Here is a 21,756-nt window from a genome sequence, read left to right on the forward strand (position 1 = left end):
TGTACATCAGTGCACTGAGGGTTGCCTATCCTAATTTCAGGCAATCATGCAAGAGATCGTCCAATTTCCTTGTACGACAAGGTAGTTGATGCGAAACTGATCGGCTGCGCCCGTCTAGAATTAGGCAAGCCTTGCCTAACTGGTTATCACATTGGTACGTTCTGGCGAGCCGCCAACCGGGGTGATCCCCTCCACAACCACGCCGCCTGCACCCCCGCAGGTGGGCTTTGCCATGTCCGCAGCCGCCCAAACTCCTCAACGAACGGACGGATTCGCCATGGACACGGGAGCCGCACCCGTACGACAGCTGGATGCCGACTCCGCCGCGGAACTCACCCGTACCGCGGAAGCACTGCTCGCGGAGTCCGGCTCCGCGACCTCCCCCCGACTCCTCGAACGCCTGCCGGAACGCGCCGCCGGTCTCAGCGAGCGCATCCGCCGGCTCTGCCGCCCCTGCGACACCCCCGACGGGGTCTACGTCCTGCGCGGCCTGACCGTGCAGGACGACACCGTCGGCCCCACCCCCGCCCACTGGTCCACCGCCGGCGACGCCGGAGCGGTCTGGGACGTCACCCTGCTGCTGCTGGCCACCGTGATGGGCCGCCCGATCGCCTGGGAAGGGCAGCAGGACGGCCGGTTCGTCCACAACATCGTCCCCTCGCCCGGGCACGAGGCCGAGCAGACCGGCGCCAGCAGCACCGTGCTGCTCAGCCCGCACACCGAGGACGCCTTCCACCCCGGCCGCGCCCATCTGCTGATGCTCGGCTGCATGCGCAACCACGACGCCATCGCCACCACCGCCGCGAGCGTGCGCCGCACCGAACTCCCCGACGGGGACGTCGATCTGCTGGCCCGCCCGGTGCTGCCGATCCTCCCCGACGACTCCTACACCGAGGCGCGGGCCAACACCGAAGAGCCGCCGGAGGTGCCCACCCTCCACCGCTCCGAGGACGGCCTGACGCTGCGCTTCGACCCCGCCTACACGCCCGTCGACCGCGCCCCGGCGGAGCACCGCGCCGCCTACGCCCGGCTGGCGGAGGAACTGGCCCGGGTCTCCGTGCCGGTGAGCCTGTCGCCCGGCGAGATCCTCGTCGTGGACAACGACGTGGTGGTGCACGGACGGGTGCCGTTCCGCGCCCGCTACGACGGCACCGACCGCTGGCTCAAGCGGGCCTCGGTCCGCGTGCCCGGCCGCCGTACCCGCCCGGGCGCCGAAGAGCGCGAACACGGCTACGGCCAGGCCGCCGTCGTCGCCCCCGTCTGACCGCCGTCCTCCCGTCAGGAGTTCACCGTGCCGCAGTCCGACCGGACCCTGCGCATCCTCAGCACCAGTGACATCGCGGGCCTGAAGATAGGCCTGACCGACGTCGTCTCCGTGGTCGAGGAGGCCTACCGGGCCCTCGCCGACGGCTCGTCGGTCACCCCGCCCAAGCTCACCGTCAAGCCCGACGACGGCCGCTCGGTGGCGTACGCCATGCTCGGCCGCGACGGCGCCCGCGAGGTCGTCGCCGTCAAGACCTCCTACAAGCACGGGCTGAAGCTCGACCGCGACCGGCAGCACTACTACACGTCCCTCACCCTCTACGACGACACCACCGGGCTGCCCGTCGCGATGATGGACTGCGGCCGGATCGGCTCGCTGCGCACCCCCGCGGTGTCGGCGCTGCTGGCCCGCGAGTGCGCCCCGCCGGACGCGCGGACCGCGCTGGTCGTGGGCACCGGCACGCAGGGGCGGCTCGCGCTGCCGTTCCTGCTGACCACGCTGCCCGGCCTCGACCGGCTGCTGCTCTCCGGCACCCACCCCGACGGCATCCGCGCGGTCCGCGAGCAGCTCGAAACCCACGCCCCCGGCCGGGAGCTGGAGGTCGTCACCGATCTGCGGGGCGCGGCGGCCGAGGCCGACATCGTCCTCGCCACCGCCGGCCCCGCCACCCCCGCCGCCATCGAGGCGGACTGGCTGGGGCCCGGGACGCTGACCGTCCTGGTCGGGCACGGCATCCAGCCGTCCACCCTGCACCGGGCCGACCGGGTCGTGGCCACCAGCGCAGCGCAGATGAAGGTCACCGGCACCGACATGGCGGACGCGGACGGTGCCTTCCCCGAGGTCCACGCCGAACTGCCCGCCGTGCTCGCCGGACGCGCCCGGGGCCGCACCGACCCCGCCGAGCGGATCTTCGCCTACAACAGCGGACTCGTCGTCACCGACATCGCCCTCGGCCACCGCTTCGCCGAACTGGCCATCGCCCAGGGCCTGGGCACGGAGGTGTCCCTGTGGCAGTGACCACCGCCACCGCGGGGCTCTCCCTCCCCGCGCACGACGACCCGCGGCTGACCGCGCTGCTCGGCGGCGACCTGCTGCACGAGCTGTCGTACGCCTTCGGCGGGCCGTTCCACGTCCTGCTGCCGGACCGCTTCGACGCCAACACCGCCGCGTTCCGGGCCGTGCTCGACGAGACCGGGACCGACGGGCACCTCCACTACGCGAAGAAGGCCAACAAGGCCGCCGCCTGGATCGAGCGCTGCGCGGTCTCCGGCACCGGGGTGGACGTGGCCAGCGCCGGTGAGCTGCGGGAGGCCCTCGGGCACGGCGTGCGCGGGGAGAACATCGTCGTCACCGGCCCCGCCAAGGCCGACGAACTGCTGCGCACCGCCGTCCTCCAGGGCGCCCTGATCGCCGTCGACGCACCCGACGAGCTGGAGCGCGTCATCGGGCTCGGGGCCGCGCTGCGCCCGGCCCGGCTGCTGCTGCGCCGCCGTCCCCCGGCGCAGCAGCACAGCCGGTTCGGCTTCGACGACCGCGAACTGGCCGCCGCCCTGCTCCGCTGCCGGGACGCGGCCGGCGCGGTGCGGATGGAGGGCTTCAGCTTCCATCTGTCCGGATACGCCGTGCAGCCGCGGGCCGACCTCGCCGGGGAGCTGCTCGGCCACTGCCGCCGGGCGCGCGAACTCGGGCTCCCCGCAGACCGCATCAGCATCGGCGGCGGCTTCGCCGTCGACTACGTGGCGGCCGACGCCTGGGACCGCTTCACCCGCGAGCAGCGCCCCGAGCACTTCCACGCCGACAAGACCTTCGCCGACTTCTACCCGTACCACTCGCCCACCGCCGGGGCCGACGCGCTGCGGGCGGTGCTGGCCGCCCGGCCCGCCGGGGCGTCGGAGCCGCTCGCCGCGCTGCTGCGCGCGGCGGGCGTGAGGCTGCTGCTGGAGCCGGGCCGGGCGCTGCTGGACGGGGCCGGCTGCACGGTCTTCCGCGTCCAGGGCGTCAAGGAGCGGGAGTACGGCATCGTCACCGTGGACGGCACCAGCCTCAGCCTCAGCGAGCAGTGGTTCAACAGCGAGTTCCTGCCCGATCCGGTGCTCGTGCCCGGTGCGGGCAGCGGGGAACGCGCCGGTGGCCAGGGCCCGTTCCCGGCCTGTGTGGGCGGCGCGAGCTGTCTGGAGTCCGACATGCTCACCTGGCGCAAAGTGGGCTTCCCCGCGCGGCCCGCGATCGGCGACCTTCTCGTCTATCCCAACACCGCCGGCTACCAGATGGACTCCAACGAATCCCCCTTCCACGACCTGCCCCTGCCGCCGAAGGTCGTGATCGACCGCGGCGGGGACCGCCCGCGCTGGCGTCTCGACCGGCACCCGTCCTCCTGACCCCCGGGAGTTCCCCATGTCAGCCACCCCCGAACGCCGTGCGCTCGCCCGGCCCGCCGTCGTCAGCCGCGTCTCCGACCTCATCGGCTGCACCCCGCTGTTCGAGCTCTGCCGCACCGAGACCGGCAGCCGGCTGCTGCTGAAGCTGGAGATGTACAACCCGACCGGCACCGCCAAGATCCGGATGGCCCGGCAGATGGTGCTCGACGCCGAGGAGCGCGGCGAACTCCGGCCGGGCGGCCGGATCATCGAGTCGACCTCCGGCAACACCGGCCTCGGGCTGGCCGTGATCGCCGCCGAGCGCGGCTACGGCTTCACCGCCGTCGTCGACCACCACGCCTGCCCGGACAAGCTGCGCGGCATGAAGGCCCTCGGCACGGAGCTGGTCTACGTCGTGGACGACGGCACCGAGGAGCTCGCCACCGCCGCCCGCGAGGAGCTGGCGGAGCGCATGGCGGCGGAGAGCGGCAACGCCGTCTTCACCGAACAGCACAACAACCCGGCCAACGCCGTCGGTTACCACCCCGTCGCCCACGAGCTCGACGAGGCGCTGGACGGCCGGATCGACGTCCTGGTCGGCGCGGTCGGCACCGGCGGCGGGCTCTGCGGCACCGCGCGCGAGCTGCGCAAAAGGGTCCCCGGGGTGACCACGGTCGGCGTGGAGCCCAAGGGATCCATCGCCTTCGGCGGGCCCGCGCACGACTACTACCAGTCGGGGACCGGCACCCCCGAGGGCGCCACCATCGGGGCGCTGGTCGACTTCGACCTCATCGACGAGGGCGTGAAGGTCGGGGACGTCGAGGCGTTCGCCACCGCCCGGGTGGTCGCCGCCCGGACCGGGCTGCTGATCGGCGGCTCCGCGGGCGGCGTCGTCCACGAGGCGCTCACCCGGCTGCCCGCGCTGCCGCCCGGCACCACGATGGTCGCCCTGATCAACGACGGCGGGGAGAAGTACCTGGACACCGTCTTCGACGACGCCTGGATGAACCAGCGCAGCCTGATCGATCCCGCCGTCGAGCGCGAGGTCGACGAAATGCTCACCAAACTCCGCGGGAACTGAACGCCATGCCGATCTCCACTCCCCTCGCCGCCCTGCGCCGGGACAGCCGGGAACTCGCCGTCCTGGCCGTGCCGCTCGCCCTCACCCAGCTCGCCCAGGTCGCCCTGACCACCACCGACACCGTGATGATGGGCCTGCTCGGGGTGGAGGCGCTGGCGGCCGGCGGCCTCGCCGTCGTCATCTTCAACCAGCTGCGCACCATGGGCGTCGGCCTGGTCACCGCCGTCGGCAACCGGATCGCGGCGGCCTCCGCCCGCCGGGACACCGACCCCGACGCCTCCCGCGCGGAGGTCCGGGACCTGGTCCGGGCCGCCATGGCCCTGGCCACCCTCGCCGGGGTCGCGGGCGCCGTGCTGATGGTGCTGATCGGCGAGGCGGTGACGCTGCTCGGCCAGGACCCGGTCGTCATCGACCGGATGCGGCCGGTGCTGCTGGCGCTGGCGCCCGGCCTCGTCCCGTGCCTGTGGTTCCAGGCGATCCGGCAGTTCACCGTCGGCATGCGCCGCCCGCAGGCCCTGCTGCGCATCACCCTCGGCTCGGTCGCCGTCAACGCCGCCCTCAACTGGGCGCTCATCCACGGCCTGTGGATGTTCCCGGAGCTCGGCCTCCCGGGCATCGGCGTCGCCACCTCCACCGTCTACCTGCTCTCCTTCGTGGCGCTGTACGCCTCCGCGCGCCGCGACCCGGAGCTGGCCCCGATGCTCACCCTGCGCGTGTGGACCGCCCGGCCCGCCACGCTCCGCCGGCTGCTGGGCCTGGGCACCCCCATCGCCGCCACCTACGGCTCCGAGGCGGGCTTCTTCTCCGTGGTCGCGCTGCTGGTCGGCACGTTCGGCAGCGCCGCGCTGGCCGCCCACACCGCCGTCAACCAGCTCGTCTACATCGTCTTCCAGGTCTCCGTGGGCCTCTCCCACGCCGCCTCCCTCGGGGTGAGCCGGGAGCTGGCCCAGGGGCGCGCCGACTCCGCCCGCCGGATCGCCCGCACGGCGCTGATCTGCGGCGCCGGGGTGATGGCCGTGGTCGCGGCGGTCTACTTCGCCGTGCCGGAGCTCGTCCTGCGCCCCTTCCTCGACGGCGGCGGCAAGGCCCTGGAGATCGCCACCGGGCTGCTGTTCGTCGCCGCCGTGATGCAGTTCGCGGACTGCGCGCAGAACATCGGCGTCGGGCTCCTGCGGGGCCTCGACGACACCAAGAGCGGCTTCCGGATCACCCTCGTCGGCTACTGGCTGGTCGGCCTTCCGGCGGGCTGGCTGCTCGGCACCCTCGCCGGGCTGGACACGCTCGGCACCTGGTTCGGCTTGTTCACCGGCCTCACCGCCACCGCGGTCCTGCTGCTGCGCCGCTTCTCCCGGGCGCTGCCGGAACCCGCCCCGGTTCCGGAGGCCCGTGAGGCCGTCCGCGAGGCAGACTGAGAGACAGATCGAGAGGCGGATCGGGAAGCGGATCGAGGGGCGGACCGGGAGGCGGGCCGGGAGTGGTCCGCCGGTCGCGGCCGGCGGCGGTCCCGGGCGGCGGACGGCGCGGCCGACGGGCGTCTCGGGCGACGGACGTCCCGGGCGACGGGACGTCCCGGGCGACGGCGGACGACGGCGTCCCGCGGCCCGTGACCTCCCGGTCCGTGCCGTCGAGGACGAACCGGGAGCGTGCACGGTGAAGGTCACCCAGGAGCAGGTGCTCGCCTGGCGGCTGCGGCAGCAGAGCCTGGAGCCCCGTACGACGGCGACGGTGGAGCAGCTCGTGGGGCGGCTGGCCGGGGTGCAGGCCCAGGTGGCCTCGGCGGCCGAGCTGGCGATCGGCACCCGGCGGCGCACGCCCCGGCCCGGCGCCGTGGAGCGGGCGCTCGCGGACCGCACGGTGGTCCGCACCTGGTCCATGCGGGGCACGCTCCATCTGCTGCTGCCCGAGCAGATGGCGGCCTTCCAGTCGCTGCTGGCGGCGGCCCGCACCTGGGAGAAGCCCTCCTGGCAGCGGAGCTTCGGGGTGACGCCGACGCAGATGACGGCGCTGGGCGACGCCGTCGAGGAGATCCTGGGGGACGACGCCCTCACCCGGCAGGAACTGACCGAGGCGGTCGTCGCCCGGCCCGGCTTCGGGGAGCTGCGCGAACAGCTCACCTCCGGCTGGGGCACCGTCCTGAAGCCCCTGGCCTGGACCGGGCGGCTGTGCCACGGCCCGAACCGGGGGAACCGGACCACCTTCGTCACGCCCCGCTCGCACGTGCCGGGCTGGAGCGGCATCCCCGAGCCCGAGGAGGCGGCCCGCACCGCGATCCCGGCCTATCTGCGGGCCCACGGCCCGGCGACGGCCGAGGCGTTCGACGCCTGGCTGATCCGGGGGCTGTCGAGGAAGGCGGTGCTGCGGAGCCTGTTCGCCGCGGCCGGCGACCTGCTGACCTCCGTCGAGGTCGACGGCGAACCGGCGTGGATCCGCACCGAGGACGCGGACGCCCTGGCCCGCACCAAACCGTCGAAGGCGGTCCGGCTGCTCTCCGGCTTCGACCAGTACGTGCTGGGACCGGGCACCGCCGACCCCCGCGTCATCCCCGCCTCCCGCCGCAAGGCCGTGAGCCGGACGGGGGGCTGGATCGCCCCCGTGGTCGTCCACCGGGGGCGGGTGGCCGGGGTGTGGGACGTCGTGGACGACACGGTGGACGTGCAGCTCTTTCCGGAGAGCGGCGCGGTCCCGGCCGACGGCCTGGAGGCGGAGGCGGCCCACCTGGCGCGCTGCACGGGGGAGGTCAGGGAGCTGCGGGTGCGGACGGTCTGAGGTGCGGAGGGGGTGAGGTGCTGACGGGCTGACGGGCCGGGGACGGCTTGAGGCGGGACGGGCTGAGGCGGGGACGGGCTGAGGCGCGGAGAGTCTGACGGGCAGTTGCGGACGGGCCGAGGTGCCGACGGGCTGAGCGCCCGTCGGCCCGCCGGTGTCGGACCCCCCTGGGACACTCGCCGCATGACCAGCGACCGTCACCGCAGGGCCGCGGACCGCCCGGTTCGGCGCCCCGGCCCGGTGCCGCACCCCGGCCCGGTGCCGCACCGCCGCCCGGTGCGGGCTGCCCTGCCGACGGCGGGGAGACGCCGGTGACCGGCGCGGAAGCGGCGGCGGCCGACGGCATCGGGCGCGTCGCTGACCGCGAGCACCGCCGAGAAGCCGACGCCGGCGGCCCGCCGGGCGCACGCTGGGCGATGGCCGAGGGCGCCGACGGGGGCGCCCGGATGGTGCCGCTCGACGCCGCGGGCCGCCCCGCGGGCGCCGTCGTCACCGCCCCCGACCCGGCGGCGGCCGTACGAGCCCGGCCCGCCGACACCCGCTGGGTCTGGCGCTCGACGGCCACGCTCCACCCCCGCCTGCTGGACGCCGGGGTCCGGGTGGAGCGCTGCTACGACGTCGAGGCCGCCGAGGCGCTCCTCACCGGGTACGAGGGCCACTGGGGCGAGCCGCGTTCCCTGGCCGCCGCCTGGGCCCGGCTGCACCGGCTGCCCGTGCCCGCGGACCCGCCCGTCCGGACCGCGGAGCAGCAGCCCTCGCTCTTCGATCCGGGCCCGGTCCCGCTGCCGCCCGGCACCGACCCCTTGACCGCTCTCCTGGAGGTCTACGCCGACCAGCAGCGACGGCACGGGGAGGCGGCGCACCCGGGGAGGCTGCGGCTGCTCACCGCGGCCGAGTCGGCGGGCACCCTCGTCGCGGCCGAGCTGACCCGCGCCGGCATCCCCTGGCGCGCGGACGTGCACCGGGAGCTGCTGGCCGGGCTGCTGGGCGAGCGCTACCCGGGAGTTCAGGAGCCGCGGCGGCTGGCCGAGCTGGCGGACGAGGTGTCACGGGCGTTCGGCGGCGTCCGGGTCCGCCCCGACCTGCCCGGCGACATCATCCGCGCCTTCGCCCGCGAGGGCATCGCCCTGTCCTCCACCCGCGCTTGGGAGCTCGAGCGCATCGACCACCCGGCGGTGCCGCATCTGCTGACGTACAAGAAGCTCTACCGGCTGCACACCGCGCACGGCTGGGCCTGGCTCCAGTCCTGGGTCCGGGACGGCCGGTTCCGGCCGGAGTACCTGCCCGGCGGCACCGTCTCGGGCCGGTGGACCGCCAACGGCGGCGGGGCGCTGCAGATTCCCAAGGTGATCCGGCGGGCCGTCGTCGCCGATCCGGGCCGGCGGCTCGTGGTCGCGGACGCCGACCAGATGGAGCCCCGGGTGCTCGCCGCGGTCTCCCGCGACCGCGGCCTGATGGAGATCGCCGGCCACCGCGGAGACCTCTACACCGCGCTCTCCCACCGGGCCTTCTCCGGCGACCGCGAGCAGGCCAAACTCGCCCTGCTCGGCGCGGTGTACGGGCAGACGTCCGGCAACGCCCTGACCTACCTCGCCGATCTGCGCCGCCGCTTCCCGGACGCCGTCGGGTACGTCGACGACGCGGCGCGGGCCGGTGAGGAGGGGCGGCTCGTCCGCACCTGGCTGGGCCGCACCTGCCCGCCGGCCGCCGCCGGCGACGACGGCGAGGCCGGGCTGCCCCAGGAGGATCCGGTGCGGGACGGCGACGGGCCGTCGTACGGGTACGCCTCCCGGGACGCCCGCGCCCGGGGCCGGTTCACGCGCAACTTCGTCGTCCAGGGCAGCGCCGCCGACTGGGCGCTCGTCGTGCTCGCCACCCTGCGGCAGGACCTGGCACGGTCCGGCCTCCGCGCCGAACTGGTGTTCTTCCAGCACGACGAGGTGATCGTGCACTGCCCGGCGGAGGAGGCGGAGGCGGTGACCGAGGCCATCCGCGCCGCGGGCGACCGGGCCGGCCGGATCGTGTTCGGCGACACCCCGGTGCGGTTTCCGTTCACCACGGCCGTGGTGGAGTGCTACGCCGACGCCAAGTGACCGGGCCTCGGCGTCCGGGCGCACGGGCGTCCGGTCACACGGGCGCATGGTGCCGGAGCCGGCCCTGCTGCGGCGCCGGCCCGCCCGGGAGAGGATGAGCGCATGCTGCTGGCCGATGTCGCCGCGACCTCGCGCGAGGTCGCGGCCACCGCCTCCCGGACGGAGAAGGTCGCCCTGCTGGCCGGGCTGTTCCGCCGGGCGGAGCCCGCCGAGGTGCCGGTCGTGATCACGTATCTGGCGGGCCGGCTGCCGCAGCGCAGGATCGGGGTCGGCTGGAGCACGCTCCGCGAACCGGTGCCGCCCGCGGCGACGGCGGGCCTCCCGGTGGCGGACGTCGACCGGGCGTTCGGCCGCATCGCCGCCGTGTCCGGCCAGGGCGCCCAGGCGGAGCGGCGCCGGCTGGTGCGTGAACTGCTGGCCGCCGCCACCGAGGAGGAACAGCGCTTCCTCACCGGGCTGATCAGCGGCGAGCTGCGGCAGGGCGCCCTCGACGCCCTCGCCGTCGAGGGCCTGGCGGCGGCGTCCGGGGCCGCGCCGGACGCCGTGCGGCGCGCGGTGATGCTCGGCGGATCGCTCGGCGCCGTCGCCGAAGCCCTGCTCGACCGCGGGCCGGAGGCGCTGCAGGCCTTCCGGCTCGAAGTGGGCCGCCCCGTCCAGCCGATGCTGGCCCGCACGGCAAAGGACGTCGGCGAGGCGCTGGACCGGCTCGGTCCGTCCGCTGTGGAGGAGAAGCTCGACGGCATCCGGATCCAGGTGCACCGGGACGGCGAGAGCGTCCGCGTCTGGACCCGCACCCTGGACGAGATCACCGGCCGGCTGCCCGAAGTCGTCGCCGCGGCACGACGGCTGGCGGCGGACCGCGTGGTGCTCGACGGCGAGGTCATCGCGCTGGACACGGAGCGGCGGCCGCGCCCCTTCCAGGAGACCGCGGGCCGCGTCGGCTCCCGGCTGGACGTCCCCGGCGCGCAGTCCTCGCTGCCGCTCTCGCCGGTCTTCTTCGACCTGCTCTCCGTGGACGGGCGGGACCTGCTGGCACGCTCCGCGGCCGAACGGCACGCCGAGCTCGCCCGGGTGGTGCCCGAACCACTGCGGGTGCGCCGCCTGGTGGCCGAGGACCCGGCGGACGCGGCCACCCGCGCCCGGGCGGAGGACTTCACGGCCGAGACCCTGGCCCGGGGCCACGAGGGGGTCGTCGTCAAGGCCCTGGACTCCGCGTACAGCGCGGGCCGGCGCGGCGCCTCGTGGCTGAAGGTCAAGCCGGTCCACACCCTGGACCTGGTGGTGCTCGCCGCCGAGTGGGGCCACGGCCGCCGCACCGGCAAGCTGTCCAATCTGCACCTCGGCGCGCGGCGGCCGGACGGCACGTTCGCCATGCTCGGGAAGACCTTCAAGGGGCTGACGGACGCCCTGCTCGACTGGCAGACCGGCCGGCTCCGGGAGCTGGCGGTGAGCGACCACGGCTGGGGGGTGACCGTCCGGCCGGAGCTCGTCGTGGAGATCGCCTTCGACGGGGTCCAGCGGTCCACCCGCTACCCGGAGGGCGTGACCCTGCGCTTCGCGCGCGTGCTGCGCTACCGCGAGGACAAGACGGCCGCGGAGGCCGACACGGTGGAGACGGTGCTCGCCCACCGGGTGTGAGGGCGGGGGCCCCGAGGGCCGCGGGGTCCGAGGGCCGCCGGGTCCGAGGCGACGACATCCGAGGCCCTGCGTCCGAGGCCCCGCGTCCGAAGCCCTGCGTCCGAAGCCCTGCGTGCGGGGCCGCGGCGTCCGAAGCCCGCCGGAATCGCCGGGTCCGCGCACCGCCCCTCCCGGCACCGGGACGCGCTGCGCAGCAGACGGCGTCCGGCGGAACCCGCCGACAGGGACGTGTCCGACAGAGGCATCCTGCGGGTGCCGTCAACGGCACCCGCAGGCCCACCAAACCACCGACCCCGGAACCACCGGCCCCGGAACCACCGCCCGAGGGCACGGTCACCGGATCCCCCGCCCGGGATGCGATCCTGATGACCCGCGCCCACCGCACTCCCGGCGACGGCCCCCGGCACCCGCCTGCGCCCCCGCGTACGCATCCGCACCGCACCCGGCCACCCCGTGGGCACCCACCGAGCCACCGCCCGCCCCGCACGCCGGAACCGGGCCAGACACCCGGGAGCCGTCCTGAGCACCGCCGCCGCCGAGGCCGTATCCGTCGTGCTGCTGCTGGCGGTCCTGACGTTCGCCGTGCTGCGGCCCGGCAGCAGGCCCGAGGCGCTGGCCGCGGTGCCCGCGGCGGTGCTGGTCGTGGCGCTCGGCGCGGTGTCGCCGTCCCGGGCGTGGGAGGAGGTCCACAGCCTGCTGCCGGTGGTCGGATTCCTCGCCGCGGTGCTGGTCCTCGCCCACCTCTGCGCCGACGAGGGCCTGTTCACCGCGGCCGGGGACGCGGTGGCGCGCGCCTGCCGGGGCCGCCCGCAGCGGCTGCTGGGCGGGGTGTTCGTGGTCGCCTCGCTGGTCACGGCGGTGCTCAGCCTGGACGCGACGGTGGTGCTGCTCACCCCGGTGGTGTTCGCGACCGCCGTCCGGGCGGGGGCGCCCGCGCGCCCCCACCTGTACGCCACCGTCCATCTCTCGAACAGCGCGTCCCTGCTGCTGCCGGTCTCCAATCTGACCAATCTGCTGGCGTTCACGGTCAGCGGGCTGTCGTTCACCCGGTTCGCCGCGCTGATGGCGCTGCCGTGGCTGGCGGCGATCGCCGTCGAGTACGCCGTCTTCCGGCCGTTCTTCCGTACCGACCTGGCGGTGCCCGCCGCGGCGCCGCGGGAGGCGGACCGGCCGCCGGTGCCGGTGTTCGCGCTGACGGGCTGGGGCTCACGCTGGCGGGCTTCGTCGTGACGTCGTTCGCCGGGGTGAACCCGGCGTGGGCGGCGCTGGCCGGTGCCCTGGTGCTGGCGGTGCCCGCGCTGCTGCGGAAGCGGACCACCGTGCGCCGGCTGCTCGGCGAGGCCGACCCGCTGTTCTGCCTGTTCGTCCTCGCCCTCGGGGTGGTGGTCCGGGCGGTCGTCGAGAACGGCCTGGGCGACGCCGTCGAAGCGGTGCTCCCGGACGGCGCGTCCCTCCCCGAGCTGCTGACCGTGGCCGCGGTCGCGGCCCTCCTGGCCAACCTGATCAACAACCTGCCCGCGGTGCTCGCCCTGCTCCCGGTCGCCGCGGCGGGCGGGCCGGGGCCGGTGCTCGCCGTGCTGATCGGGGTCAACATCGGCCCCAATCTCACCTATGCGGGCTCCCTCGCGACCCTGCTGTGGCGGCGCATCCTGCGCGACCACGGCCCCGAGTCCGACCTGCGCCGCTTCACCCTGCTCGGACTGCTGACCGTCCCGGCGGGGCTGGCGCTCGCCACCGTCGCGCTGTGGGCGGGGCTGCGGGCCTTCGGCACGGGGTGAGCGCGGGGCGCGTTCCCCACGCGCCGCGCCCCGGGCGCACTCGGCAGCGAGCCCGGGCCCGACGCGCTCGGTATGGCGCCCCGGGGATGACGTATGAGGGTCGGCGCCCCGGCCCGGCCCGTGCGATACGGCGTCGGCAGGACGGGGCAGGAGCTTTCGGCACGCACCCGGGATCGGCCACATCACGCAGGGAACGGGCCCCGCGCCCGATGAGCGCTCCGGACGCCCGGGCGCGCAGCCGCGACGGGCCCCGCCCGAGCTCCGGACGCCGGTCCACGCACCGGCGGAGGCCCAGCGCCCGCCCCCGGAAAAGCCGTTCGGGCGGCCTCCGCCCCAACGGAGTCCGCCCGAAAGCTGTTGCATCAATGCCGGTTGCCCGGCGCGGGGCCCGCCGGCCCCCACCCGTACGCCCGCCGTACGCCGCCGCCGCGACGTCGCGCGAGCGCGGGATTCACCGCCGGCGGGCCCTCGCCCCAACGAGGGCCGGCCGTGCGGTGCTCACCCTGCGGGAGTTCAGCCGGCCAGGCCGGCGACGGCGGGCGCGGCCGGAACGGCCGGGACGGCGCCGAAGGTCGGCAGGGCCGGGATGTTGGCGGCGTTCGTCAGGTCGGCCGGGACGGCGGCCTTCGGGGCCAGGCCCTGGACACCGGTGGCGGCACGGCCCGCGACGCCCCGGGCGTCGGTGGTGGCGGTGCCGGCGAGGTTCCGCGCGAACGGCTGCGCGTCGGCGGCCACACCCTGGGCGAACGGGGTCACGTCACCGGCGACACCCTGCGCGAAGGGGGTCACGTCGGCCGCGACACCCTGCGCGAACGGGGTCACGTCGGCCGCGACACCGGTGGCGAGGCCGGACGCGTCGCCGGCCACACCCTGCGCCAGCGGCGTCACGTCACCGGCGACACCCTGCACGAACGGAACGGCCTGACCGGTGGCGTCACCGGCGAGCACGCCCACGCCGCCCACGGCCTCCTGGGCCACCGGCAGCACCTTGACGACCAGCCGACGGCCGACGGGCGGCAGCACATCGGCAGCGGCCTGGTCCACGGTCGGACGAACGGTGGCGACGGCGCCCTGGGCCAGGTCGCTCGCCTGCTCGGGACGGACACCGGCGGCGGCCGGAACGGCGCTCAGGTCGTCGGCGCCGGGCACAGCCGGGACACCGGGCACGGCCGGAGCGGCGGGCAGCTCGGCCGGGACGGTCGGCAGCTCGGCCGGGACGGCGGGCAGCTCGGCCGGCAGGTGCGCCGGGATGCCACCGGGCAGGCCGCTCGGCAGACCGGCCGGGAGGCCCGGGGCGGCCGGAACCGCGGGCACGGCGAGGTTCGGCAGCCGGCCGGCCACGTCACCGGTGGGCAGCTTGCCCTGGGCGGACTTCGCGGCCTTCTTCGCCTTCTTGGCGGCCTTCTTCACGGCCTTCTTGGCGTCGGCCTTGCCGAGCTGCCGCTCGGCGGTCTCCTTGGCGCCGGAGACGGTGCCGGTCACGTCGTCGAGGCCGTCGGTGGACGGCAGACCGCCGCCGAGGGTGCCGGTGGCCTTGCCGGCCACGCCGTCGACCGTGTCCTTCGCGGTGCCCGCCACGTCACCGGCCGACAGCTTGTCCTGCACCGAGCCGGTCGCGCCGGTCGCGGTCTCCTTGACGGTGCCGGTCACGGAGCCGGTGTTCGGCACCTCGGGCAGCTCGGCCGCGGAGGCGGCGGCGCTGCCCAGCGCCCAGATGCCGGTGGCGGCAGCGGCGACGACGATGGAACGACGGAAGTTCTTAACCATGAGGAGGAGTTCCTTCGAATTCAAGGGCTTCGGAGAAAGGGGTTGGGCAGACCTGATCCGCCCCCGCCGCGGCAGGTCCAATAGAGGCGGTGGAACGGCCTGCCCTAGCCCGGGAATTCGAGGATGTCGTGGGAGCGCTCACGCGTCGGCGCACCGTGCGCCGCCTGCACCGCGCCGGCCACCAGGCCGAAGCGGGGAGCGTCCGTCGCCGGGGCGGCGTGTGCGTCCCCGCCACGGGGACCGCTGCCGCTGCCGGCGTTCTGCGTCGCGGAGCCGCTGGACAGCGGCGTCTGCGGAAGGTCGACCGGGAGCCGGTCGTGGTGCTGCGCGGCACCGGCGGACTCCGCCCGCTCCGTGGCGTCCGCGGCGTACTGCTGCGGAACCCCGGCGGTACGGACGGCCGGACCGGCGGTCCGCACCGGAGCGTGGTGCGCCTGCTCGGAGGCGTCCTGCGCGGGACGGTGCGGCTCACGGGTGTCCGGCTGCGCGCCGGACCCGTCCTGCTCGTCACCACCGGGCAGGTCCGCCGGCAGGCGGGCGGCGTCGGCGGTGTGCTCGACCAGGCCCGTCACCGGCTCGGCGACGGGGCGGGCGACCCGCTCCGTACGCTGCGCGACCGGCTCGACGGTGTCGGCGACGGCGTCCTCGACGGCCTGCCGGCGCTCGGCGGACTTCTCCGCCCCCTCGGCCATGCGGTCCTGCATCCGGTCCCGGCGGTCCTGCATCCGGCTCTTCGCCTGACCGCCGGCCTGCTCGGCCGGGGCGAGCACGGTGGCCCGCCCGGAGGAACCGTCGAGGTCCGCGGCCTGAGCGCTGCCACCGAACAGGAAGGCCAGCCCCAGAAGTCCCCCGAGGAAGAGGACCACCAGCAGCGCACGCCGCGCGGCAACCGTGCGCGGCAGGCGCACAGCAGCAGGCATGGCGAACGATGCAGACACGGTGGAGGAGACCTTCCGGGACATGAGAGCGCCGCGTCCTCTCGGGGCAGAGAGCCCGAGTCCCGCGGCGATTCCGGGTGACTGGGGAAGACCTTGCACGCTCCACGACGGCCGCGCAAGCCCCCTGTTACCGATGAGTCGCCATGTCCGAAATGGGAACCGGACATTCCGGTTCAACGCCGCCAGCCCCTCGGCGGCCCTTGTCCCGGGGGGACTCGACGCCTCTTCATCGGGGTCCCCTGAGCCTCCGGATCGCCACCCGCCCGAAGAGCGGGACCCACACTGCCCAGCAGGGCCCGCGGAGGCGCGCCTCCCGGCGATGCACCGGCCACCGGCGGATGCACGGCGCGGGTCAGCACTCGGGCGAGACCCCGCGCTCCTCCCGCCCGGCGCGTTCCACGGGGGCGGGGCGAGCAAGACGTTCACCCCGGCTCTGCGCGATGCGGTGCACATCGCGCAGCGCCTCGCTCATACGAGCCGCGACGAAGCGCAGTTGCTCCGGGGTGACATAGCCGTCGGACAGCATGTCGGTGACGTGGTCGAGCAGATCGGCAGCCATGCCGAGCTGCACACGCTCGACATTGTCGGCGGCACGGGAGACGCATCCGGCCCCGTCACCGAAGAGGTAACAGGGCTTGCCCTCGGGACTGACCCACGGAAGCAGCCGGGCACCGCCACCCGTCGCCTGACTGATCACGCGGTCACCCCCGCACCGTGCAGCGCTCCGCGCCGGAACGCATGCACCGAATCGGCGGGCCGGGGCATCGCGTGCAACCCGCGCCGGCCGGCCGCGGGCCGCAACACCCCCGACAGCGGCTCGAAGATAAGGGCAGTACAGCGCAGCACGTCGTCAACTCCATGTCGGTTGATGGATTCGCCCCCGGGCCATTCGCAGCGGTCGCCGGGGCTTCGCTTACGGGCATCCAGCCGGCGAGCCGGATCCTCCCCGTAGTAATCCACTCACAGAGTGAGACGAAGGGACTACGCTCACCAGGGGTTTTGATGTGACAGGTACTCCGTCACGCGGGAGTTGACGATGAGTAACACCTATGGGGAATGGCTCAAGGGGCAGCGCGACGCGGCTGGACTGACCCAGCAGGAACTGGCCGACACCGCGATCATGACGCGTTCGCATATCGCGCACATCGAGGCGGGCCGGCGCATCCCGTCACGAGAGGACGCACGACGGCTGGACAGGGCCCTGAACACGGGGAATGTACTGGCCAGCTTCTTGCCGCAGGACGATGCAGCGGTTGCCGATTACTTCGAGGCCGCCCGACAGCTCGAACAACAGGCGACAATGATTCGCGAATTCGCACTGGCCTGCATCCCTGGCGTGCTCCAGACAGAGGCGTACGCGCGTGCGATCCTGCGAAGCGGCTTCCCTCCCGTGAGCGACGAGGAGTGTGACAGGCTCCTCGTCGCACGACTGAAGCGCTCGAAGATCCTTCTCAATCAGGTATCGCCAGTGGTGTGGGCACTGCTGGACGAGACCGCCCTACGCCGACCTGTTGGCGGACCACAGGTCATGGCCGATCAGCTCATGCACATCGTCCGGCTCGGCGAGGACGAGCGCGTGCGCGTTCACGTCCTCCCGTTCAACCTCGGCAGCCACCCACTCATGCAGAGCATGCTGACCCTGATGTGGTTCGAGGACCAGCCTCCCGTTGCCTACTCCGAGGGCCTGCAGGTCGGCAAGGTGCACGACGCACCGGCCGTCGTCGAGCGACTGCAGAGCGCCTACCATCTCGCCATGGGGGACGCGCTGCCGCTGAAGGAGTCCCTTGCCGTGTTGCGAGCGACAGCGAAGGAACATCTACATCATGACTGAGCGGGCAGTTCCGGACGCCTCGATATTGAGCGGCTGGCGCAAGTCCTCCTACAGCGGGCCCGAAGCCGGAAGCTGCGTCGAGATCACGGACCACTGCCCGTCCGGAATCGCCGTTCGAGACTCCAAGGAACCACACGGCCCAGCCCTGGCCTTCCATTCGCACGACTGGTCGGCGTTCATCTCCGCAGTAAAAGCAGGAGAATTCTCCGCCTGATTCAGGTTTGACGAGCAACGGCCCATGATTCCCGATCTGTCCCTATATTCACCGGCATTGAAGAGAGTGGGCCGAGGGCGTCCACATGCCCGCCCGCCAGGGATCTCCGAGTCGAGAACTCCGCGCCCGCCGTCACCGCTACGTCAACTTCACCACCTCTGCATGCATTCGTCACGAACGCCAGCATTCCCCGGAGAGGCGAATTGCCCATAGTGGCGCTTTTCTTCCCCTCTGCATCGTCAACGCTCTTAGCTATATTGTCGTTTCACCGGAAGTCGACAGCAGACAGCAGTGAAGCCCGACGGCGGGCCTCATGCGCGGGCTTCAGTTCATCGACCACACAGGGGATCCGGACCAGGACATGAGTGACCTTCGCCTTGACGGAACGATCTTCGAGGATCTGAAGACGACCTTCTCCACCGTCAGCGATCGCATGGACGCGGCCCGTCGCACGCTCAAGGCCGTCGACGCCTCGGCCGTCGGCGCCGACAAGCTCGTCGACGACGTGCACGACTTCAGCGACGAGTGGGGCTACGGCATCAAGCAGCTCGGCAAGCACACCCACGGCGCGGTCAAGATGATCAACAAGATCGGCCATGAGTTCAACAAGCTCGACCACGACCTCGCCGAGTCGCTGGAGTCGAAGCCGAAGAAGAAGGGCAAGTGACATGGCCGGTAAGCGCCCTTCCTTCCCGCACATAGGCTGGGACCCCACCCCCGGCGACGTCGAGGACACCCGCGAGCTCGCCAAGAAGCTCGGCAGCCTCGCCTCCGAACTCGGCACTGCCGTCAGGGACTTGGAACGGATCGAGACCGGCGCCTGGAAAGGCAAGACAGCCGCCGCCTTTTCCGAGTACGTCGGCAAGGACGTGACTCCCCTCATCCGCAAGAGCCACCAGTCCTTCGACAAGGCCTCCCGCGCCCTGCACCGGTGGGCCGGTGAACTCAAGGACTTCCAGGACGAGGCCGACCGGCTGGAGAAGTCCGCCGGAGAGAAGCTGGAGGCCCAGGAGAAGGCCGAGCAGAAGGCCGAGGGCAAGGGGAGCAAGGAACTCGGCAAGGCATCGGGGGATGTCGACAAGGTCACCGGCAAGGTCCACGACCTCGAAGAGCGCTACAAAAGGGCCGCCGGGCTGATCAGCAAGGAGCTCGACAAGGCCGGCAACATCGCGCCCGACGAGCCCGGCTTCTGGGACAAGCTCGGCGAGCACATCTCGGACGCCTGGAACTCCACCGCCGAGTGGGTCGAGAAGCACGCCGACGACATCAAGCTGATCGGCGACCTCCTCAGCGACCTGACCGCGGTCCTGGGCCTGCTGGCCATCATCACTCTCCCGTTCCCGCCGCTGGCCGCGATCTTCGGCACCGCGGCCCTGATCGCGAGCGGGCTCGCCCTGGCGGCCCACGGCCTCGCCAAGGCCGGCGGCGCCGACGTCAGCTGGATGCAGATGGGCCTCGACGCCATCGGACTCATGCCCGGCATCGGCATGTTCAGCAAGAGCATCAAGGTGGTCGGCGAGGCCAAAGCGATATCGAGCGTCGCCAACCTCGGCAAAGGCTTCAACATGAGCCGTATCGGTGATGCTCGAATCCTGATGGCCTTTGGCAAGAACTCATCCAATATCAGTGGCGGTATCGGAAAGGCCGGCCTGGTGAAGATCGGCGGCATGGGCGAAGATGTCTGGGAGGTCGGCCATTCGAGCAGTGGCCTGATGACCCGCATGGGCGGCCTCGCCAACGCTGGATACTTCGAGGGCCAGTGGGTCGGCTCCAAGGGACTCAACCTGATCCCCGGAGTGAACATCAACCCCACCGGAGCCGGTATCGCCATCGATGCCGGAGCCAAGATATTCCCGAAGATCACCAGCATTCACCAGCACGTCGGAGAGGCCCTCTTCCCCGGCGATCAGCTGGAGAAGTCGGCCGCAGCCCACTGACGGCTCCGCCGACAGTGACAGAGTGAGCCCGTAGGCCGGGCTCCGGATCCCGGACCTCGGCCACAGAGTCGCCACGCAGGAAGACGCAGACGGACATGCACATCTGGCATCCAGAACCAGGCGAGATCCTTCTCGCCCGAACGCCGGTCGCCTTCGCCACCGGCGCCGCCATGCGCGTCCGGGGCATGCGCTGGTTCCGCGACACCGAACGCCACGACATCCAGACCGAACTGCCGGGCTGGCCCGAGGGCCCGGTCCACGTGGTCCGTGGCGGCGGGAACGCGGCTGCGCGGAACGTCGTCAAGGGCGGGCTCATCGCCCTGGGCGTCGTGATCATGGGCATCCTCAGCTCACAGGGTGGCAGCGTCGGTCCGGGCGCGTCGGACCAAGGCTCGGACACCCCCGACGACCGGGCCGACGAGGTCGAGGACTTCCCCGTCATGTGGGCGGCCCCCGGCACTCTCGCCCGCACCCTGCCCTGGCAGCTGGACCCCGGGCGCACGGACAGGAAGCGTTACACCACTCATGCGATCCTCACCGACCGCCGGTTGGTGATCGTCGGCCTTCCCGTCCACAAGGACATCGCGATCATCGATGACGAGATGCTCTGGGAGATTCCTCGCTCCTCCATCGGCACAGTCGAACCGCGGGACTTCAAGGACGGAACCGACGTGAAGATCACCTTCACTGACGGCTCCTGGTGCAGGTTGTGGGCGAGAGGGCGCCCGCGACTCACCCGGTACCTGGTCGGGCCCGGTGAAGTGATTCCGCTGGAATCGCTCAATGCCGCCCAACAGAAGACGGCGCAAGACTTCGCCGCCGCTCAGGCATCCGACGCCGGACCTCCTGTTGTCACCCGGAACACGTGCGGCTGCTACTTGATCACCGTGGTTGCGCCCAGCGGAACGCGCTCGTTCTTCGGTACCTCCGAGCTGACCTCTGTCATGGACGCCGACGGCACAACGCTCCCCTACAAGCAGTACCACCCCGAGGACTTCACCAGCTGATCCCCGTCCCACACCGCGTGCCGTGCCACTCCCCAGCCGCCCCGCACGCGGCACCCGCACGCCTCGAACCTCCTGGAACGGCCCGACTCCATGACAACCACTCCGGACGCCAACCCCCTTCCCCCGGTGCCGGCCGACCACCTCGACCCTCCCCCCATCTGGTTCGTCGTCCCCGACGGCTTCTACGCCCTCCCCCTCGCCGCCACCCCCGAGGAGCGCACCGAGCGGTCCCAGGAGTTCGTCCGCGGCCTCTACTCCCGGGGCGACGAGACCATCTGGGAACCGGCCGCCCCCTACTACGCTTCGCTGGCCGAACTCATGACGGGCAACGGCGTCTCGTACGCGGCGATGGGCCTCTTCTCCACGGCGGAGGAGGACGGCGCCTCGGACGGCAGCAGCACGGCGGAAGTCCCGGAGCGGACCGAAACCTGGCACGAAGGCTCCAAGGGCGTCGCCCAGTGCGCCTTCACCGTGGCCGCCGTTCCCACGGACCCGGCCCCGGCGGACACCGACATCGCCGCCCACGGCATCCTCGCGGTCCTCTCCGGCGACCCGCACAACGACGCCCGCTGGCTCGACCTGCCGTGCGGTCCGGCCGTCTCCTGCGTCACCCTGACCAAGTACGAACTCACCCCGGAGATCACGGCGACCGGCGAGCCCGTCGATCTGCTCACCGGACAGATCCAGGTCCACATCCCCTTCCCCACCGGCCCGTTCACCGCGGTCTTCACGCTCTACACCGCGTCCACGGATTACTGGGTGGAGTTCTGCGACCTGATGACGACGGTCCTGCGGACGGTCTCCTTCACGGAACCGGAGATCGAGATCGTGGACGAGGACGAGATCGTGGACGAGAACAAGAACGAGGGCGAAGGCAAGGGCACGGCCGGGTCCGGCACTCCATCCCTGACCTGAGGGACGACCACCGGGCCGCCGGCGCCGCAGGTCTCGCGGTCACGTCGCCCGGCCGACACGGAGGGGGAAGAGGCTCGACGCCCCCGGTCCGCCCATATCAAGCCCCTGCTTCCCGGTATGCCGACCCGAGGGACCTCAGGCTCCGGGTCAGGTCCGCGCAACTCGCCGTT

At 73.1% G+C, this 21,756-nt stretch carries 17 protein-coding genes and 1 pseudogene; 15 read left to right on the forward strand and 3 right to left on the reverse strand.

Features of this window, described 5'->3' with window-relative positions; all coding sequences use genetic code 11:
- The first annotated feature begins 277 nt into the window (after positions 1–277).
- The 9 genes and pseudogenes from ABT112_RS13355 to ABT112_RS13395 all read left to right on the forward strand — a co-directional run bounded on the left by ABT112_RS13355 (position 278) and on the right by ABT112_RS13395 (position 12,977).
- Positions 278–1,264 (forward strand): TauD/TfdA family dioxygenase, encoded by a 987-nt coding sequence (locus ABT112_RS13355; RefSeq protein ID WP_351508843.1) that lies wholly within the window; start codon positions 278–280, stop codon positions 1,262–1,264.
- 27 nt (positions 1,265–1,291) lie between these two features.
- Positions 1,292–2,281, forward strand: coding sequence for an ornithine cyclodeaminase family protein (locus tag ABT112_RS13360; RefSeq protein WP_351508845.1), 990 nt, complete (start codon positions 1,292–1,294; stop codon positions 2,279–2,281).
- Positions 2,272–3,642: a type III PLP-dependent enzyme domain-containing protein gene (locus ABT112_RS13365; protein WP_351508847.1), complete on the forward strand. Its 1,371-nt coding sequence runs from the start codon at positions 2,272–2,274 to the stop codon at positions 3,640–3,642. The genes ABT112_RS13360 and ABT112_RS13365 overlap by 10 nt, the downstream gene beginning before the upstream one ends.
- Before the next feature lie 16 nt (positions 3,643–3,658).
- Entirely contained in the window at positions 3,659–4,702 is a 1,044-nt protein-coding gene (locus ABT112_RS13370) for a cysteine synthase family protein (RefSeq protein ID WP_351508849.1), read from the forward strand.
- A gap of 5 nt (positions 4,703–4,707) precedes the next feature.
- Positions 4,708–6,114 (forward strand): MATE family efflux transporter, encoded by a 1,407-nt coding sequence (locus ABT112_RS13375; protein WP_351508851.1) that lies wholly within the window; start codon positions 4,708–4,710, stop codon positions 6,112–6,114.
- Between the two features lie 238 nt (positions 6,115–6,352).
- A complete protein-coding gene (locus ABT112_RS13380) occupies positions 6,353–7,468 on the forward strand; it encodes a winged helix DNA-binding domain-containing protein (protein WP_351508854.1) in 1,116 nt (371 codons plus the stop codon).
- 416 nt (positions 7,469–7,884) lie between these two features.
- Positions 7,885–9,561, forward strand: a complete 1,677-nt coding sequence (locus tag ABT112_RS13385) for a bifunctional 3'-5' exonuclease/DNA polymerase (RefSeq protein WP_351508933.1) — start codon at positions 7,885–7,887, stop codon at positions 9,559–9,561.
- A 102-nt stretch (positions 9,562–9,663) separates the two neighbouring features.
- Positions 9,664–11,199 carry an ATP-dependent DNA ligase gene (locus ABT112_RS13390; RefSeq protein WP_351508856.1) on the forward strand — a complete coding sequence of 512 codons (1,536 nt, stop codon included), beginning with the start codon at positions 9,664–9,666 and terminating at the stop codon, positions 11,197–11,199.
- 519 nt (positions 11,200–11,718) lie between these two features.
- Positions 11,719–12,977 (forward strand): annotated as a pseudogene (locus ABT112_RS13395) (SLC13 family permease).
- Between the two features lie 513 nt (positions 12,978–13,490).
- On the opposite strand, the gene ABT112_RS13400 reads toward ABT112_RS13395, so the two are convergent.
- From ABT112_RS13400 to ABT112_RS13410, 3 genes are all read right to left on the reverse strand, one after another.
- Positions 13,491–14,744, reverse strand: coding sequence for a hypothetical protein (locus ABT112_RS13400; protein ID WP_351508858.1), 1,254 nt, complete (start codon positions 14,742–14,744; stop codon positions 13,491–13,493).
- 104 nt (positions 14,745–14,848) lie between these two features.
- Positions 14,849–15,682 (reverse strand): hypothetical protein, encoded by an 834-nt coding sequence (locus ABT112_RS13405; protein ID WP_351508860.1) that lies wholly within the window; start codon positions 15,680–15,682, stop codon positions 14,849–14,851.
- A 352-nt stretch (positions 15,683–16,034) separates the two neighbouring features.
- Positions 16,035–16,376: a hypothetical protein gene (locus ABT112_RS13410; RefSeq protein ID WP_351508934.1), complete on the reverse strand. Its 342-nt coding sequence runs from the start codon at positions 16,374–16,376 to the stop codon at positions 16,035–16,037.
- Between the two features lie 342 nt (positions 16,377–16,718).
- On the opposite strand from ABT112_RS13410, the gene ABT112_RS13415 reads away from it, so the two are divergent.
- The 6 genes from ABT112_RS13415 (at position 16,719) to ABT112_RS13440 (ending at position 21,586) form a co-directional block, all read left to right on the forward strand.
- Positions 16,719–17,513 carry a helix-turn-helix domain-containing protein gene (locus ABT112_RS13415; RefSeq protein WP_351508863.1) on the forward strand — a complete coding sequence of 265 codons (795 nt, stop codon included), beginning with the start codon at positions 16,719–16,721 and terminating at the stop codon, positions 17,511–17,513.
- On the forward strand, positions 17,506–17,727 hold the full coding sequence (locus tag ABT112_RS13420; protein WP_351508866.1) for a DUF397 domain-containing protein: 222 nt from the start codon (positions 17,506–17,508) through the stop codon (positions 17,725–17,727). Before ABT112_RS13415 ends, ABT112_RS13420 begins: the two co-directional genes overlap by 8 nt.
- A 361-nt stretch (positions 17,728–18,088) precedes the next feature.
- A complete protein-coding gene (locus tag ABT112_RS13425) occupies positions 18,089–18,394 on the forward strand; it encodes a hypothetical protein (protein WP_351508868.1) in 306 nt (101 codons plus the stop codon).
- A gap of 1 nt (position 18,395) precedes the next feature.
- Positions 18,396–19,664: an enoyl-CoA hydratase/isomerase family protein gene (locus ABT112_RS13430; protein WP_351508871.1), complete on the forward strand. Its 1,269-nt coding sequence runs from the start codon at positions 18,396–18,398 to the stop codon at positions 19,662–19,664.
- A 95-nt stretch (positions 19,665–19,759) separates the two neighbouring features.
- A complete protein-coding gene (locus tag ABT112_RS13435) occupies positions 19,760–20,671 on the forward strand; it encodes a hypothetical protein (protein WP_351508873.1) in 912 nt (303 codons plus the stop codon).
- Between the two features lie 90 nt (positions 20,672–20,761).
- On the forward strand, positions 20,762–21,586 hold the full coding sequence (locus tag ABT112_RS13440) for a hypothetical protein (protein WP_351508874.1): 825 nt from the start codon (positions 20,762–20,764) through the stop codon (positions 21,584–21,586).
- Positions 21,587–21,756 lie beyond the last annotated feature (170 nt).

Source organism: Streptomyces sp. NPDC002055 (assembly GCF_040296705.1).
Taxonomy (GTDB): Bacteria; Actinomycetota; Actinomycetes; order Streptomycetales; family Streptomycetaceae; genus Streptomyces.

Coding starts and splice junctions, on each gene's coding strand:
- ABT112_RS13400 (WP_351508858.1), bottom strand. CDS start 14,744: ATGGTTAAGAACTTCCGTCGTTCCATCGTCGTCGCCGCTGCCGCCACC.
- ABT112_RS13385 (WP_351508933.1), top strand. CDS start 7,885: ATGGCCGAGGGCGCCGACGGGGGCGCCCGGATGGTGCCGCTCGACGCC.
- ABT112_RS13390 (WP_351508856.1), top strand. CDS start 9,664: ATGCTGCTGGCCGATGTCGCCGCGACCTCGCGCGAGGTCGCGGCCACC.
- ABT112_RS13420 (WP_351508866.1), top strand. CDS start 17,506: ATGACTGAGCGGGCAGTTCCGGACGCCTCGATATTGAGCGGCTGGCGC.
- ABT112_RS13435 (WP_351508873.1), top strand. CDS start 19,760: ATGCACATCTGGCATCCAGAACCAGGCGAGATCCTTCTCGCCCGAACG.
- ABT112_RS13430 (WP_351508871.1), top strand. CDS start 18,396: ATGGCCGGTAAGCGCCCTTCCTTCCCGCACATAGGCTGGGACCCCACC.
- ABT112_RS13370 (WP_351508849.1), top strand. CDS start 3,659: ATGTCAGCCACCCCCGAACGCCGTGCGCTCGCCCGGCCCGCCGTCGTC.
- ABT112_RS13375 (WP_351508851.1), top strand. CDS start 4,708: ATGCCGATCTCCACTCCCCTCGCCGCCCTGCGCCGGGACAGCCGGGAA.
- ABT112_RS13440 (WP_351508874.1), top strand. CDS start 20,762: ATGACAACCACTCCGGACGCCAACCCCCTTCCCCCGGTGCCGGCCGAC.
- ABT112_RS13425 (WP_351508868.1), top strand. CDS start 18,089: ATGAGTGACCTTCGCCTTGACGGAACGATCTTCGAGGATCTGAAGACG.
- ABT112_RS13355 (WP_351508843.1), top strand. CDS start 278: ATGGACACGGGAGCCGCACCCGTACGACAGCTGGATGCCGACTCCGCC.
- ABT112_RS13415 (WP_351508863.1), top strand. CDS start 16,719: ATGAGTAACACCTATGGGGAATGGCTCAAGGGGCAGCGCGACGCGGCT.